This window comes from Glycomyces sp. MUSA5-2 (genome assembly GCF_037034145.1).
GTDB lineage: Bacteria > Actinomycetota > Actinomycetes > Mycobacteriales > Micromonosporaceae > Glycomyces > Glycomyces artemisiae.
Map to the genome: position 1 here is coordinate 81501 of NZ_JBAGKG010000010.1, position 15763 is coordinate 97263.

Here is a 15763-nt window from a genome sequence, read left to right on the forward strand (position 1 = left end):
TAGGGACGGAGGAAGTGCGCCTCACCGGCGGCCACTGGTCCGAGCGGCAGGCGGTGAACGCGGCGGCGACGATCCGCCACTGCCTGCACTGGCTCGAAGCACTCGAATGGACCGCCAACTTCGACCGCGCCGCAGAGGGGAAGGAGTTCAAGCGGACCGGCTTCCAGTTCTCCGACTCCGAGATCTACAAGCTGGCCGAGGCGACGGCATGGGAGATCGGCCGGACCGGCGACCCCGGGCTGGAGGAGGAGCTCCAGAAGCTGACCGCCCGGATCGGCGCGGCCCAGCACGAGGACGGCTACCTGAACACCGCGTTCGGCAACCCCGGCCAGGAACCCCGGTACTCGGACCTCGAATGGGGCCACGAGCTGTACTGCTTCGGCCACCTGATCCAGGCTGCGGTCGCGCGCCTGCGCAACCACGGCGAGGACGAGTTCACGCGGATCGCGCGGCGGGCCGCCGACCATGTGTGCGACACGTTCGGGCCCGGGGGGATCGAGCGGATCTGCGGTCACGCGGAGATTGAAGTGGCCTTGGCCGAGCTCTCCCGCGCGACCGGGGAGCCCCGTTATCTGGAGCAGGCGCGGCTGTTCATCGAGCGCCACGGAAAGGGGACCCTCAAGGAGAACGGCCTCTACTACCAGGACGACGTCACGGTCCGCGACGCCGAGGTGCTGCGCGGCCATGCGGTTCGCGCGCTCTACCTCACCTCCGGGGCGATCGACGTGGCCGTCGAGACCGGCGACGCCGAGCTGCTCGAATCGCTGCGCCGCCAGTGGGACCGGACGGTCGCGCGCCGCACGCACCTGACCGGCGGGATGGGCTCGCAGTACGCCGACGAGGCGTTCGGCCGCGACTTCGCGCTCAACCCGGATGAGGCGTACTCGGAGTCGTGCGCCGCGATCGCGGCGATCATGACCGCCTGGCGCCTGACCCTCGCCACCGGGGAGCCGCATCACGGGGACATGATCGAGCGGATCGCCTGGAACGTGCTCTCCGGCGCGGTCGCCCCCGACGGCAAGTCGTTCTTCTACGCCAACCCGCTCCACCAGCGCACCGCCGACCCCGAACCGCCGACCGAAGGGGCGCTCCCGCACCTGAGCGCCGGAGGCCGACGGGGCCACTGGTTCGAGGTCTCCTGCTGCCCCACCAACCTCGCCCGCACCTTCGCCCAGTTCGCCGCGTACGTCGCCACCACCAGCGAACGCGGCCTCCAGATCCACCAGTTCACGCCCTGCACCATCGACACCGTCGTCGACGGCGCCCGCCTCGCGCTCACCGTCGAGACGAGCTACCCCGACGACGGCGTGATCGCGGCGCGAATCGACGCCAACGACGGCGGCGCGCGGACCGTGTCGTTCCGGGTGCCGCATTGGGCCGAAGGCGCCACGATCACCGGACCCGACGGCATCGCCCGCACCGCCGAGCCCGGTTCGTTCGCCGACGTCACCGCCGACTTCGCACCCGGCGACGAGATCCGCCTCCACCTGCCGATCGAACCGCGCTGGACCTATCCGCATCGGCGCATCGACGGCCTGCACGGCTGCGCCGCGGTCGAACGCGGGCCCGAAGTGTGGTGCGTCGAGAGCATCGACCTCCCCGCCGGGGCCGACCTGGCGGACCTCGCCATCGACGACCGAGCGCCACTGTCCGAGCGCGACGGCCGAATCGTCGTCCAAGGGCTCCTCGGCGACCGCCCCGGCGAGTGGCCGTACGGTCCGGACGCCGATGCGGGGAGCGGTGGGCCCGCCGAGATAGCACTGGTGCCTTTCCGACTCCGCGACACGAGAGGACCGGCCGCCATGAGGGTCTGGAACCCGATCGCATGACCAGTCGGTGTCAGTGATCGAGCGCGGTCGATGGGCTGGGTGGGGGCTCGGCTGAGGGCGGCGACTAAGGTGTGCGGCGTGGAACTGCATGTTGCGAAGTCCGGGTCCGATACCGCCGAAGGCACCGCCGAGGCGCCCCTGCTCACCATCGGCGCGGCCGCGGCGCTGGCGCAACCCGGGGACGCGGTCATCGTTCACGAAGGCGTGTACCGGGAGTGGGTGAATCCGCCGCGCGGCGGAACGGCCGCCGCGCCGATCACCTACCAGGCCGCGCTCGGCGCCGACGGCCGCTACGAGCCGGTCACGATCTCCGGCGCCGAGGTGGTCGCCGACTGGCGCCCGCACATCGGCTCGACTTGGGTGACGACGGTGCCGAACACCCTGTTCGGGGAGCACCACCCGTACGTCGAGCGCATCGGCGGCGACTGGTTCTTCGACCAGGTCAACACCTGGCACACCGGCGAGGTGTACCTCGACGGCAAGTCCATGTACGAGTCGCTCACCCTGGCCGGCGTGGAGCGCCCCGAGGTCACCGAGGACTCGTTCGACCAGGCGGGCTCCCTGCTCACGTGGTACTGCGAGGCGGGCGAGGACGCCACGACGATCTGGGCGAACTTCGGCGGCGCCGACCCGGCCGCGCACGAGATCGAGATCAACGCCCGCAAGTTCGTCTTCTGGCCCGCCGCAACGGGAATCGACTACATCACGGTGCGCGGCCTCACCCTGACCAAGGCCGCCACGCAGTGGGCGCCGCCGACCGCGCTGCAAGAGGGCCTCATCGGCCCGCACTGGTCCAAGGGCTGGGTGATCGAGGACAACACGATCACCGACTCGAAGAACGTCGGCGTCTCCCTCGGCAAGGAGGCGAGCACGGGTCAGAACGAGTGGACCGCGGGAGAGCGGGGCGACAAAGGCGGCACGCAGCGCGAACGCGAGGTGATCCAGCGGGCGCTCGCCCTGCGCGGCCCCGACGCCGGGGAGCCGCAGCCGTGGCACCGGGACCACGTCGGCTCGCACACGGTGCGCCGCAACACGATCCGCGACTGCGAGCAGGCGGGCGTCGTCGGGCACCTCGGCGCGGCGTTCTCGACCATCGCCGACAACCACATCTCCGGCATCCACGTGAAGCGGCAGTGGCACGGCGCCGAGGTGGCCGGGATCAAGCTGCACGCCGCCATCGACACCGTGATCAGCGGCAACACCATCCACCACACGCACCGGGCCCTGTGGCTCGACTGGCAGGCGCAAGGGACCCTGGTGCGGCGCAACACCTTCTACGCCTCCACCGCCGAGGACTTCATGGTCGAGGTCTGCCACGGCCCGTACCTCGTGGACTCGAACCTGTTCCTCTCGCCGTGGTCGGTCAAGGACATGGCCACCGGCGGCGCCTACGTGCACAACTACTTCGCGGGCCGCATCGCGAACTGCACCGAGCACCAGCGGTACACCCCGTACCACCTCCCGCACTCCACGGCCGTCTACGGCGTCTCGAACATCCTCGGCGGTGACGACCGGTTCTACAACAACGTCTTCGTCGGCGCCGGCGAAGACGACCGCGCCGAGCCGGACCCCGGGTCCGAACCGGTCCTCGCGAGCTTCTGGTCCGGCGCGATCGACATCGACGGCGTGCCCGGCCAGGCCGCCTTCGTGCCGACCCCGGTGGGGACCTCGCAGTACGACGCGTACCCGACGCCGGGGGAGTACCCGAACGAGCGCGGGAGCGCGCTGGCCGGGCCGCGCCTCCCGGTCCGGATCGAGGGCAACCTGTACGCGGACGGCGCCGAGCCGTTCCGCGCGGAGCCCTCCCCGCTCGTGGTCAAGACCGCGCCGGTGCGCGTGGAAATCCACGACGCCGCGGCGGGCGCCGTCCGCGTCGAGGTGGTCGACCCCGCGGCCCTCGCCGCCGTGGCCGCCGTGACGACCGAGCGCCTCGGGATCAGCTACCAGGCCGAGATGGGCTACACCGGCCCGGACGGATCCGATCTGGACCTGAGCGAGGACTTCACCGGCCGCCCGCGCGACGAGGCCGTGCCCGGCCCGTTCGCGGCGTCGGCTCCCGGCACCCTGATCCTCACCGCGCCGGGCCCGGACCGCCGGAGCTGAACGCGAACCGCGCCCGACGGGCCGGAGCGGCGGCTCCGGCCCGGCGGGCGTCCTGGTGGAGAGGAAGCGGTGCGGCCGCTACGAGGCCGTCCCGGTCACCGTGCCGCCGTTCTTGACGACGGTGTAGTCGACCGAGTCGCCTCCCCAGAAGTGGTAGGTGATCGTGACGGGTTCGCCGTCCCTGATCGCGTTCACGAACGCCTCCGGAACGGTGATCGTGCCGCCGCTGTAGTTCGGCAGCCAGCTCACGTTGGACTCCTGGTACGGCGTCCAGGAGGCGGGGCCGGCGTTGGAGCCGTCCGCGTAGTGAGCCTCCATCTGCTCGATGTGGTCGCCCTTGAACTGGGTCGGGATGACGAGCGAGGTCGTCCCGGTCGCGTCCGAGAGGACGGGCTGGTCGAAGGAGATGATGTTGACGCGCCACGGGACGCCCGCGGAGAAGCGGGCCTCGATCGTCGCGTTCGTGCCGTAGGCGCGGTCCCCGGCGAGGCGGGTGAGCGTCGCGGCCTTGACGGTGAGCGTGTCGCCCGAGAGCGTGTAGTCGGTGCCCTCGACGAGCTGCGCGTCCCCGTCCCACAGGCCCTCGAACTCAAGGCCGTTGCGGTTCAGCGTCTGCGACACGTCGCCGATGGTCCCGGCCTTCTCCAGGTAGATCCGGTCGAACGAGGTCGAACCCGAACGGGTCGTCCAGCTGGAGGAGATCCGGTCGAAGAGGTACTGGTCGCGCCACTGGAGGGTGTTGCGGTTGAGGAACTGCCCGGCGTCCCAGATCATCGTCGTGAAGTGGTACTGGCGGGCCTGGAACTGCAAGTCCTCGAAGAACTTCAGCATCTCCCCGTACTCGACGACCTCGGGGCCGGTGTAGCCGTAGTTCAGGATCGCCCACTCGCCCACGATGACCGGGATGCCGTTCGCCGTGAAGGTGTCGTGCGTCCGCTGGAAGGAGCCCGCGAGGTCCGCCTGGGACTGCGCCTCGTAGGTCGGGAACCCGGCGACGTTCACCGAGAACGGCCAGAACCCGTAGTAGTGGATCGTCGCGGCGACCATGTCGTCGTCCAGGCTGTCGATCATGGCCTTGAGCGGGTCGAGCCGCTCCTGCGCGGCGTTGGTGTTCAGCGTCGGCAGGACCAGGAGCCGATCGGCGTTGTTCCCGCCCGAACCCCGCACGATGTCGTAGAAGGCGCGGTTGAGCTCCTCGTTGTACGGGTCGCCCGCGTCGCCCTCCTTGCCCACGAACTGCGGTTCGTTGTTGCTCTCGAACGAGAGCCCGTCGGGGTAGTCCTTGAAGCGCTCGGCGATCTGCGTCCACATCGCCTCGAACTTCGCCATCACGTTGTCGTGGTCGTTCGGCAGCTCGTCGAGCCACATCCACGAGTCGTGGTGGAGGTTGATCATGACCTGGAGGTCGTTCTCCAGGGCCCAGTCCACGACCTGCGCGACGCGCTCCATGCGCTCGGGCGCGATCGTGTAATCCGGTGCGGGGCCGGTGAACTCGTCCCAGGTGACGGGCAGGCGAATCGAGTTGTAGCCCTCGGCCTTGTACGTCTGGAGCAGTTCCTCGGTGATCATCGGGTTGCCCCAGGCGGTCTCGCCGCCCAGCGCGTCGAGCGTGTTGCCGATGTTCGTGCTCGGCTCCATGGCCGCGACCTGCTCGGTGGCGTTGTCCCACTCCTGCGGACCGCCGGTGGGCGTCTCGGTGGGCTCGCCGGAGGTGCCGTCGCAGAGGCGGCCGTTGAGGCGGAACCCGATCGGGTCGGTGTTCTCGCCGGACCAGGAGCCGGTGAACCCGAACGAGGCGGAGTCGCCGGTGGCGATCTTCGCGTTGTAGCTGTAGCTCTCGGCCTTGGCGGTCTCGCCCGAGGCGGTGTGCTTCGCGTTCCACATGCTCGTGACGTGCTGGCCGTCGGGCCAGTCCCATTCGAGGCTCCAGCCGTCGACCGGATCGCCGAGGTTGGTGACCTCGACGTCGGCGATGAAGCCGCCCGGCCACTCGCCGGTGACCTCGTAGTCGACTTCGCAGCCTTGGGCGGCCTGGGCGCTGACCGCGCCGAAGAGGCCGGCGGTCATCGCGGCGACGGCGGCGGTGGCGATCGCGCCGAGGCGCCGTCGCCGCCGGTGGACAGTGGTTGGACTCATGTCGAGACTCCTTGCCGGGAGGGGGAAATCGTGTGGGGCCAGGGGTCGGTGGCATCGAGATATGCAGATGTAGGCCCGCCGAAGCACCGTACGCGGATTCCGTCGACTTTGTCAACCAGTGAAACTAAGGAAAGCGATGTCCCGGGACCTGTGCACAAGTTTGTTGCCGGGGCTCATTAAGTACGCGGGGCGTACATGATGACGGCGACGCCGACGAGGCAGATGGCGGCGCCGATGACGTCCCACCGGTCGGGGCGGAATCCGTCGGCGACCATGCCCCAGGCGAGGGACCCGGCGACGAAGACCCCGCCGTACGCGGCGAGGATGCGCCCGAAGTTCGGGTCGGGCTGGAAGGCGGCCACGAACCCGTAGGCGCCCAGGGCGACCACGCCCGCGGCGATCCACAGGACCCCCTTGTGCTCGCGCAGCCCCTGCCAGACGAGCCAGGCGCCGCCGATCTCGGCGAGCGCGGCGAGCAGGAACAGACTGATCGAGCGGGCGGTGTCCATGCGCGCGAACCTACCAGGGCCGACGCGCCGCGGACGCGTACGTCGCGCCGGTGCTACTCCTGCCGGATGCGGACGCAGCAGCGGCCGGGGCCCGGGGCGAGTTCGACGCGGTCGGGATCGGCGGCGGCCGCGGCGAGGACGCCGCGCAGATAGGGCACGTTCAGGCCGCAGACCAGCGCGGCCTCCTGCTGGGCCAGCCGGTGGAACGGGCAGTTGGCCAGCTCGATGTCCTCCTCCGGCGTGGTCCGGGGCTCGTACCCGCAGTCCGCCAGGGCCGCGAGGAGCCCGGCGGAACCGTCGACGGCGCGACCGCGGCGTTCGGCGGCGGCGTGCAGGACCTGTTGCAGCGCTTCGGAATCAGAGGCGGTGACGGCGTCGGCGAGGATCTCGGCGAGCAGCGCGTAGTCGCGGGGCGGGATCGAGACCGAGACTTCCTCCCGCGCGGGGCGGTACTGCTTGGCGGGCCGCCCGGCGCCGGGGCCCCCGCGGCCTTCGGGCCGGGCGTAGCCGACCGCGAGCAGGCCCGCGTCGACGAGCCGGTCGAGGTGGTACGCGGCGAGCGTGCGGCTGATCGAGGCCGCGGCGGCCACCTCGTCCCGGCGGACCGGTGCGGTCTGCGCCGCGACGTAGTCGAAGACCCGGCGCCGCACCGGGTTCGCGAGCGCCTCGGGATGCCACGCCTGGTCGGGGGCCTGGTTCATATGGCGGGACTCTACCACCAATGAATCTTGACAAACAGGCGTCGGCTGCCGACACTAAAAACAATGCTGATTGTCTTTAGAAGGAGACCCGCATGTCGACGACCGCAGCGCCCCGCCCCGAGTTCCGCGACCGGGAAGGGGCCGTCGAGCCCGACCTGGTCGCGGCGGAGGCCGCCGCGGCCGCCTTCCTCAAGGCGCTCGGCATGGACCACGATTCCGAGCACCTGCGGGCCACGCCCGGGCGGATGGCCCGGGCCTGGGCCGAGATGCTGACGCCGCGCCCGTTCAACCTCACCACGTTCCCCAACGAGGAGGGCTACGACGAGCTCGTGCTCGCCCGCGGCATCCCGTTCCGGTCGATCTGCGAGCACCACCTGCTGCCGTTCACCGGCCACGCCTGCGTGGGCTACCTGCCCGGCGAGCGGGTCCTCGGCCTCTCCAAGCTCGCCCGCGTCGTGGAGCACTTCGCGTGCCGGCCGCAGACGCAGGAGCGCCTGACGAAGCAGACCGCGGACTGGCTCCAGGCGCAGCTGGGCGCCACAGCGGTCGGCGTCGTCCTCAAGGCCGAGCACTCGTGCATGACGCTGCGCGGTGCGCTGGCGACCGGTTCGAGCACCGTGACCTCGACCCTGCTCGGCACGCTCCGCACCGATCCCAGCTCCCGTCAGGAGTTCCTGGCGCTCGCCGGTTTCTGACCGCGCGTCCGCCGGGGCGCGGCCTGAAGTCGAGCGGCCCGTCAGCCTGCGGCCTGGGCGACCAGGGCCGCGATGCGCTTCTCGACGGCGGGGGTGATGTCGGTGAGGGCGAAGGCGGTCGGCCACATGTCGCCGTCGTCGAGTGCGGCCGAGTCGTTGAAGCCGAGGGTGGCGTAGCGGGCCTTGAACTTCTGGGCGCTCTGGAAGAAGCACACGACCTTGCCGTCCCTGGCGTACGCGGGCATGCCGTACCAGGTCTTGGGGGTGAGGTCGTTGGCGGTGACGATCTCGTGGATCCGCTCGGCGAGGACGCGGTCGGGGCCCTCCATCTCGGCGATCTTCGCGAGGACGTCGGCCGTGCCGTCGGCCTTCGTCGCGCGCTTGCCGCGGCGCTGCTCCCTCTTCAGCTCCTCGGCGTGCTCCTTCATCGCCGAACGCTCCTCGTCGGTGAAGGCGACGGAGGTCTTGGCGGTCTGCTTCGCGGTCATCACGGGCTCCTTCGATGTCGTTTCCCTGATGCCCTCGATGCTAGTTTTCCCAGCTGAGCCGCGCTTCTCGATTCCTGATCGATCGGTTCAGCCGCGCGCCAGCCTGCGGAAGGCGAGCTCGGCGAGGAGCGCGGCGCCGTCGGCGAGGACGGCGTCGTCGAACGCGGCGCGGGGCGAGTGGTTCGAGGCGGCCTCGCGGAAGTCGTCCTTCACGGTCGCGCCGAGGAACAGGTAGCTGCCGGGCACCTGCTCCAGCACCCGCGAGAAGTCCTCGGAACCGGTGACGGGATCGGTCATCTCGACGTACCGTTCCGCGCCGAACAGGTCGCGCACCGTCTCGGCGACGAACGCGGCCTCGGCGGGGTCGTTGACCGTGGCCGGGTCCTCGCGCACGAACCGGACCTCGGCAGTGAGGCCGTGCGCGGCGGCGATGCCCTCCGCGAGGCGCACCGACTCGTGCTCCACCCGCGCGAGCGCCTCCTCCGAGAACGTGCGGACGCTGGCCTCGAACACCGCGCTGTCGGGGATGATGTTGTGCCGGGTCCCGGCGTGGAACGTGCCCACGGTGAGCACGACCGGGTCGAACACCGAGAACCGGCGGGTGACGAGCGTCTGGAGCGCCGTGACGATCTCGGCCGCGGCCGGGATCGGGTCGAGCGCGGTGTGCGGGCGGGAGCCGTGCCCGCCGGCGCCGACCACCTTCACCGTGAGCGCCGAGATCGCCGCCATCATCGGCCCGGGCTTCGTAGTGAACACGCCGCGCGGCAGCCGGTCCGACATCACGTGGAGGCCGTACGCCGCGTCCGCTCTGCGGCCCGCGGCGTCGAGCACGCCTTCGGCGATCATGTGCCCGGCGCCGTCGCCGCTCTCCTCGCCCGGCTGGAACATGAAGACGACGTCGCCGTGCAGCTCGTCCCGGTGCGCCGCAAGGAGTTTCGCGGCCCCGACGAGGCCCGCGGTGTGGAGGTCGTGGCCGCAGGCGTGCATGGTGCCGACGCGCCGGGAGACGTAGTCGGCGTCGTTCTCCTCGACGACGGGGAGCGCGTCCATGTCGCCGCGCAGCAGCACGACCGGGCCCGGCCCGCCGCCGCGCAGGACCGCGGTCACCGAGGTCGCGGCCTTGCCGAGGGTGATCTCCAGCGGCAGCCCGTCGAGCGCGGCGAGAACCGCCGCCTGCGTCCCGGGCAGGTCGAGCCCGACCTCCGGGTACCGGTGCAGCTCGCGGCGCAGCGCGACGAGCTCGTCCTCGATGGCGGCAGCCTGACTTCGGAAATCCATGTCCGCTCCTGAACGCTCTCCACTGGCCGGTCGGCTAGTACTGATGGCAGACGCAATACTGCCACGGCCGCACGGGAGCCGGACCGGCCGCTCAGCCGATCGAACGCGCGAGCGCGGCCAGGCGCGCCGCGGCGGCGCGCCGCCCGGCCGCGAAGGCCGGCCGCTCGTGCGACAGCGCCGCAACGGAAGTCGAGAGGGTCCGGTCGACCGTCACGACGGCGACCTCCATGCCGAACTCCTCGCCGAGGATCAGCCGCAGCGGCGGCACCACGTGGTCGCGGTGCTCGTTCACGGTCCCGGACTCGTGGACGGTGCCCCGCGTAGCCACGATGACGGCGCTGCGGCCGCGCAGCGGCCGGGTGTCCCGGTCGTCCGCGGACGTGAGGCCCCGCACGTGGACCTGGTCGATCCAGGCCTTCAGCGTCGAGGGCATCGCGTAGTTGTACATGGGCGCGCCGATCAGCAGCGCGTCCGCGCTCAGCAGCTCGTCGACGAGCGCCTGCTGCGTCCGGGCCGCCTCGCGGTACGACTCCTCCTCCGCGGGTTCCCCGCGAAGCGCCCGGGCCCAGTGCAAGCCTGCGTGCGCGAGGTGCGGCGCCGGGTCGGTCCGCAGGTCGCGTTCGACGAGGTCGTACGCCTCGCCGCGGCCGCGCCAGGCGTCCGCGAAGACGCCGGTGAGGTCGCGGGAGACGGACCCGTCCGCTTCATAGGACGAGTCGATGCGCAGGAGCCGGGGCATCGGGACAGCGTAGCCGTGGGGCCGGCCCGGGCCCGATGCCGCCGTTCGAATCCGGTTCCTGCTCTGCCCGTCGTCAGGACGGCGCGGCTTCGGCGAGGAAGGTGTTGAAGATGCGGACCACCTGGTCCAGGAACTTGAAGCCGCTCGGCTCGTAGTCGAAGGCGAGTTCCTCGCCGCACCCCATCGCTATGGGGTCCGAGGGGTCCGGGATCTGGGTGGTGGAGATGTTCGCGATGACCAGGGCGAAGACCGCGCAGATCAGGACGACGCGAAGCCAGACGGGGATCCTGGAGCGTCCGACCAGCATCGCCGTCACGAAAGCGGTGACGATCAGCAGCGCGCCCGAGGTGATCTTGCCGCCGCCGAGCAGCACGATGCCGCACAAGCCGGTGAGCACGATGCCCGTCCACATTGCGGTCTTCTTGAAGGTGCCCATGATGATCCGTCCTGTCGCTCCGGTCGGGGAGGGATGCAGCCCGACGGCACAAGTCCACCGCACCGCCCGTTGCGCGGGCGTCAGCGAGAACGGCAACGCCGCGGCAACATCCGACACCTGCTTGCGCACCCTGAGCGCGCGAGCGGCCGCGCGGGCCGCCGACGCCGTGCTCGACCGTCACGGACCGCCTACGGCCAGGACTTCCCGGTGGACCACGGTCCGGTCGAACTCGGTCAGAACCGCCTGCGCCTCGGGCTCGACCACGGCCGCGTCGAGCTGCTCGCCCGCGAAGGCGCGGATCGCCTCGTAGGACTCCCAGAACGTCAGCACCATGAGCTCCCGGTCGGGGGCGCCGTCGGCACCGCCCGCGACCAGATGGGCGCCTTGAAAACCGAGCTGACGGCGCAGCTCCGCCAGCAGGACGCCCTCGAAGTACCGCCGATAGGCATCGGCGCCCTCTGCAGTGGCCCGCGCCGACCAGGTTCGCAGGATCATCTCGGCCCTCTCATTCCAATGGACGGTTCGAAGTAGAACAGTGTGACCTTCATGGTCGCTCCTCGTCCGTCATGGCGGCCGCACGGGTCGTCAGCGAGGGGAAGCGGCTTCGTTCCTTATGCGATACGGCGCTGTGGGAGGGCCGCTGTTCACTTTCGCAGGATTGTGAGTAGGTGGATGGACAAGGCCGATACCGCGATGGCGCCGAGGGGTGCGAGAGCGGTCGCCCAGAGCGTTCCAGTGGACAGCGGCTTCAGGTCCGAAAGTGAAACCTGCGCGATTATGTAGATCCCGCCCGCCAGCAGTGGGATGACGCTGAAAAGCCCGATCATCGCGAGGTAGTCCGGGATCTTCGTACCGCCGTTCTCGAAACCGATGCCGTAGGTGAGTCCGATCGCCGCTATGAGATAGATGACTCCGATCGTCATGATGACCGCGACGCCCCAGCTCAGGGATAGCGAGACCTTCTCGGGATCGCCGTCGGCCCGGCCTATCGTGAGGACGCGGTACCACAGGAGGACCGGGAGGATCGGGGTGATGGTTCCGATGAAAGCGACGACGCCCCCGGTGGCTCGCAGCGTCTTCCCTGTGGTGCCCCGCTCCTTCGCGATCGCCTTGCGGGCGTCCCGTGCGCGGTTCGCCAGCAGGCTGGCGGAGATCCGGCAGTAGCGTTGGACCTCGGTGGCCTCGCGCAATGCCCGTCTGGTGGACACCTTTCCCGCCGCATACGCCTCGATGAGCGCGACGCGCGCGAGCGTGCGCGACTCCTCGTACGCCTGCTGCCGGTCCGAGTTCATCCGCTCGTAGTTGCGGACCGCTTCGGCGAGGACGTCGCAGCGCTCCCGAGTGCCGAGCCGGTTCTTGGCGTCGGTCCCGTACCGCACCAGGTGGAGTGACACCAGGAGGTCGATGCGGCCGCTCGCGACGCGCAGACTCCGGAGTTCGTCGAGGTGCTCCTCGTCCGAGGGCCGCGCGAACGAGCCGCCGAGTCGCTTCGCCTTCGCAAGCGTCGCTTGAAAGGACGAGGTCAGCTTCCGGTACCGGTAGTCGCCGGTTTCGGCGAACCGCCGCCGAATGCGCTCGGCCCGGTCGAGGGACTTGCCTGCCTCTTTGCGGTCGTTCGCCTTGAGCTGTGCCGAGGCGAGCATCTCAAGGACGAGGGCCTGCTCGTGGTCGGCTTTAGGGTCCGTCTCGGACAGCTCCTGCCACCGCGCCGCGGCGCGGGCCAGGAAGTCGGCGCGGTCGTCGGAGTCGCCGCCGATGTGCGTCAGCGCCGCGATCAGGTCGTACAGCGCCGACAAGAGCGCGATCTGCGAGGCGCGGTCGTCGTCGGAGGCCAGGCCCGCCCTGAACGCGACCGCCCTCCTGAACAGGAGCACGGCCCACGTCCTGTTCCCCCGAGTCCACAGCCGGTTCCCGTAGTGTTCGAGCGCCTCGGCGTACGCGGGGCGGGTGGACGGGTTCCGCTCCGACCGCCAGGCGCGGAGCACCATGGCCTCCTGCAGCAATGCGACGTATGCCGCGGCGTCCTCGGCGTCCATCATGGCCGAGATCGAGCGGTCGACCGTCTCGATGAAGCCGCGGTAGACCGCATCGTCCTCTTCCCCGAGCGACCGCAGGAGCCTGACCGCCTCCAACGCTGTGGACGCCGCCGACGAATGGTTCCCGCTACGGGAGTACATGTCGGCGAGGCGCGACAGCGCGACGATGGATTCCCCGAGCGACGCGGCGTCGTCGATGCCGAGGACCTGGCGGGCCCGGATCGCTTCGCGGACCATCTCCAGGGATTCGGAGAGGCGCCCCGAATGCCGGAGCGCGAGGTGTACTTCGTCGAGGACCCGCAGATATTTGCCGTAGAACGGGAAATCGTCCTCTTCGATGCGCCGGTGCACCGAGAGCGCGACCCGCATCAGCGTGAAGGCGTCGTCGTGCAGGCCCCGGGCGAGGAACTGCTGCATGAGCCGGTCGATCTGGGCCGTGTTCGGCGAGTAGTCCTCCGGGTCCGCGTGCCCCAGGGCTGCGCGGATCGCGAGGAGCTCGTTCAACGGTGCCATCACCTCGCCGTGCAGTTCCAGTTCGAGCAGAGTGTCCACCAGCCGTTCAAGGCTCCCGAGCAGCGCTTCGCGGTCGTCGCCGCGCCGATGGTGCCGCACGGTGAGGGAGAGCAGGGCGCAGCGGAGTTCGACCAGTTCGCGCGTGCCGTGGCAGCAGCCGAACTCCAGGCCGGCCGCCATTGCCTGCATGTGGACGTTGTCCCGCATTTGGACCAGGGCGCCGGTGAGGATGGTGGCGGTGACGGGGTCCTGTTTACCGGCCTGGTTGGAGGCGCTCTGGATCAGGCGGGGGAGGCTCTGCCCGAACAGGTCGGCGACGGTGTCGCCGCCCTGCATCGACCAGTGCGAGGTGCTCTCGCCGACCTGCTTCAGCGCCTCGCGGAGCGAGGTCTGGAAGAGCTCGTTGCCGCGCTCGGGGTAGTGGTCGCAGGCGAGGGAGAGGATGTGGAGCAGCCGCGCGTAGTGCCGCACGTTCAGGTGCTGCCGGTGGAGTCCCTCTAGGACGGTGCCGAGGTCCCTGATCTCCATGAGCAGGTGCTCCGAGACGAGGTCGGGCTCGATCGGCGCCGCGGTGTCGGCGGGGCACCCGCTCTCGTCCGTCGCCGGGTAGAGGTCCATGACGGCGAGGACGGCCTCGCGCCGGTGGGCGTTGTCCTGGTCGACCCACAGCTTCGAGGACTTCAGGAACTCCTCGGCCTCCTCGATCGTGGGGATCGTCAGCGTCATGATCGCGACCGCGTGGAGCGCCTGCTGGGTGTCCTCGGGGTCCATCATCGTCGTGGTCAGGGCCCGCTTGTCGGCCCACCGCGTCTTGCGCTCCCGGCGGATCAGATAGGACAGCAGGGTGCTCTGGAGCGTCTCGGCCCTGGAGAAGGGCACGCCGTCGCCGCGGGCCGCCAGGAGCGCGGCGATGTGCACGAGCAGCGGCGACTCGAACTCCTCGTCGGCGACGACGCGCAGATGCTCGGTGAGGTCGACCGGTTTTCCGGTCTCGGCGAACCGGTCGAAGGCGGCGTGGAAGTGGAGCTCCCGCAGCTGCGGGGTGAACTCCTCCGCGCGCAGCGTGAGGCTTGCCGACGCCCCTTCTGCCCGCAGCCGCCGGCTCAGCACGCCCCCGCCCTGCAGGTCGATGTGCTCGCGCCACTCGTGGGCGTTGCGGGACACCAGGAGCACGCGGACCCGGGCCTTGAGCGCCGGGCCGAGGCGGTCGAGATGCCGCAGGAAGACGGCGACCTTGGCGGCGACGGCCGGACGCTCCACATAGTCGAACACGACGAGCGTGGGATGCTGCGGCTCGTGCTCGTCCCACGGGACGGCCCCCTCCTCGCGGGCGAACCCCGCGAGCCACTTCTGCTCGGAGCCCTGGACGCGTTTGCACAGTTCGGCGGCGAGCCTCGTCTTGCCCGACCCGCCCGGCCCCAGGAGCATCCGCACGCGCACGTCGCATTCAGGGGAGCGGTCCTCGGCGCCGGTGCACCAGGAGGCGAGCTCGTCGAGTTCCGATCCGTGGCTCGCCTCGACGAACCGGACCTGGCCGTACCTCGCGGTGATGAGATTGAACTCGGTCTCCTCGCCGATCTCCTCGAACGCGGGTTTGATCAAGGGGTGCTTGGCGCCGAGCGAGCGCAGCACCGGGCGTTCGAGCAGCGCGTGGAGCCTGGGTTGGCCCAGGATCAGCTGGGCGGGGACGAGGTGCAGCCGCCTGCCGTCCCAGCCCTCCGGGAGCTGCGCCACGATACCGAGCAGGTCCCCGTTCCGGTCCTGGATCGCCATGCCCGACAGGCCGACCCAGTGCTCCGGCTGCTCCGGCCGCGCCGTCGTGACCGTCAGGACCAGCCGGTGCCGCTCCGCGCCCTCGCCCGGAGTGATCGTCCCGCTGACCGGCGTCGGGTGCGTCCGGGCGCCGTCGCTGGAGGCGACCGGGAACCCGATGCCGCCGGCCTCGACATGCCCGACCAAGCCCGAGTAATGGCCCCAGCCGGTGCGGCGTCCGGGCGGTGCCTTCAATCCGGGGACCCGCACCACCGCGACATCGAGCAGGTTGGTGTCGACCTCGTCGACCCCGGGCAGGGGCCACGCGAGCTCCCCGGGCAGATCGATGCCGCGATCGGACTGCACCACCCGGATCTTCACACTGCCGACCACGTCGTGGGCGCAGGTGACCACGAGCTCGTCGGCGACGAGGTAGCCGGTCATCGCGCGGGGCGGCAGTCGGTTCCCGTCGGCGTCGAAGGTCAGCGTCTTGACGCGGACGATCTGGTCCTGGTGGTTGCGGGGGTCGAACTCAGGCATCGTGCGTC

12 protein-coding genes are annotated in these 15763 nt (G+C 70.5%); 3 read left to right on the forward strand and 9 right to left on the reverse strand.

All coding sequences use genetic code 11. The features are described 5' to 3' along the window. Positions 1-14: 14 nt before the first annotated feature. Both WA640_RS24520 and WA640_RS24525 read left to right on the forward strand, forming a co-directional pair. A complete protein-coding gene (locus tag WA640_RS24520) occupies positions 15-1829 on the forward strand; it encodes a glycoside hydrolase family 127 protein (RefSeq protein ID WP_335991299.1) in 1815 nt (604 codons plus the stop codon). Positions 1830-1907: 78 nt separating this feature from the next. Continuing rightward, entirely contained in the window at positions 1908-3932 is a 2025-nt protein-coding gene (locus tag WA640_RS24525) for a right-handed parallel beta-helix repeat-containing protein (protein WP_335991301.1), read from the forward strand. A gap of 78 nt (positions 3933-4010) precedes the next feature. Here WA640_RS24525 and WA640_RS24530 read toward each other — a convergent pair whose 3' ends face one another. From WA640_RS24530 to WA640_RS24540, 3 genes are all read right to left on the reverse strand, one after another. Next, positions 4011-6068, reverse strand: a complete 2058-nt coding sequence (locus WA640_RS24530; RefSeq protein WP_335991302.1) for a cellulase family glycosylhydrolase — start codon at positions 6066-6068, stop codon at positions 4011-4013. Between the two features lie 176 nt (positions 6069-6244). Continuing rightward, complete coding sequence (locus tag WA640_RS24535; RefSeq protein WP_335991303.1) at positions 6245-6577, reverse strand: YnfA family protein; 333 nt, start codon at positions 6575-6577, stop codon at positions 6245-6247. 53 nt (positions 6578-6630) lie between these two features. Beyond that, positions 6631-7278, reverse strand: a complete 648-nt coding sequence (locus WA640_RS24540; RefSeq protein ID WP_335991305.1) for a helix-turn-helix transcriptional regulator — start codon at positions 7276-7278, stop codon at positions 6631-6633. A gap of 92 nt (positions 7279-7370) precedes the next feature. On the opposite strand from WA640_RS24540, the gene folE reads away from it, so the two are divergent. Then, the gene (folE, locus tag WA640_RS24545) at positions 7371-7973 is read left to right on the forward strand and encodes a GTP cyclohydrolase I (RefSeq protein ID WP_335991307.1); all 603 of its coding nucleotides are present in this window, start codon (positions 7371-7373) and stop codon (positions 7971-7973) included. Positions 7974-8014: 41 nt separating this feature from the next. Here the strand turns inward: folE and WA640_RS24550 are convergent, their stop codons facing one another. From WA640_RS24550 to WA640_RS24575, 6 genes are all read right to left on the reverse strand, one after another. Continuing rightward, positions 8015-8461, reverse strand: coding sequence for an iron chaperone (locus tag WA640_RS24550; protein ID WP_335991309.1), 447 nt, complete (start codon positions 8459-8461; stop codon positions 8015-8017). 87 nt (positions 8462-8548) lie between these two features. Beyond that, on the reverse strand, positions 8549-9739 hold the full coding sequence (locus WA640_RS24555; protein WP_335991310.1) for a M20 metallopeptidase family protein: 1191 nt from the start codon (positions 9737-9739) through the stop codon (positions 8549-8551). Positions 9740-9830: 91 nt separating this feature from the next. Next, a complete protein-coding gene (locus WA640_RS24560) occupies positions 9831-10478 on the reverse strand; it encodes an FMN-dependent NADH-azoreductase (protein ID WP_335991311.1) in 648 nt (215 codons plus the stop codon). A 73-nt stretch (positions 10479-10551) separates the two neighbouring features. Then, a complete protein-coding gene (locus WA640_RS24565; protein WP_335991313.1) occupies positions 10552-11043 on the reverse strand; it encodes a hypothetical protein in 492 nt (163 codons plus the stop codon). A gap of 48 nt (positions 11044-11091) precedes the next feature. Then, on the reverse strand, positions 11092-11409 hold the full coding sequence (locus WA640_RS24570) for an antibiotic biosynthesis monooxygenase (RefSeq protein WP_335991314.1): 318 nt from the start codon (positions 11407-11409) through the stop codon (positions 11092-11094). Between the two features lie 149 nt (positions 11410-11558). Beyond that, the gene (locus WA640_RS24575) at positions 11559-15755 is read right to left on the reverse strand and encodes a hypothetical protein (RefSeq protein ID WP_335991315.1); all 4197 of its coding nucleotides are present in this window, start codon (positions 15753-15755) and stop codon (positions 11559-11561) included. Between the last annotated feature and the right edge of the window lie 8 nt (positions 15756-15763).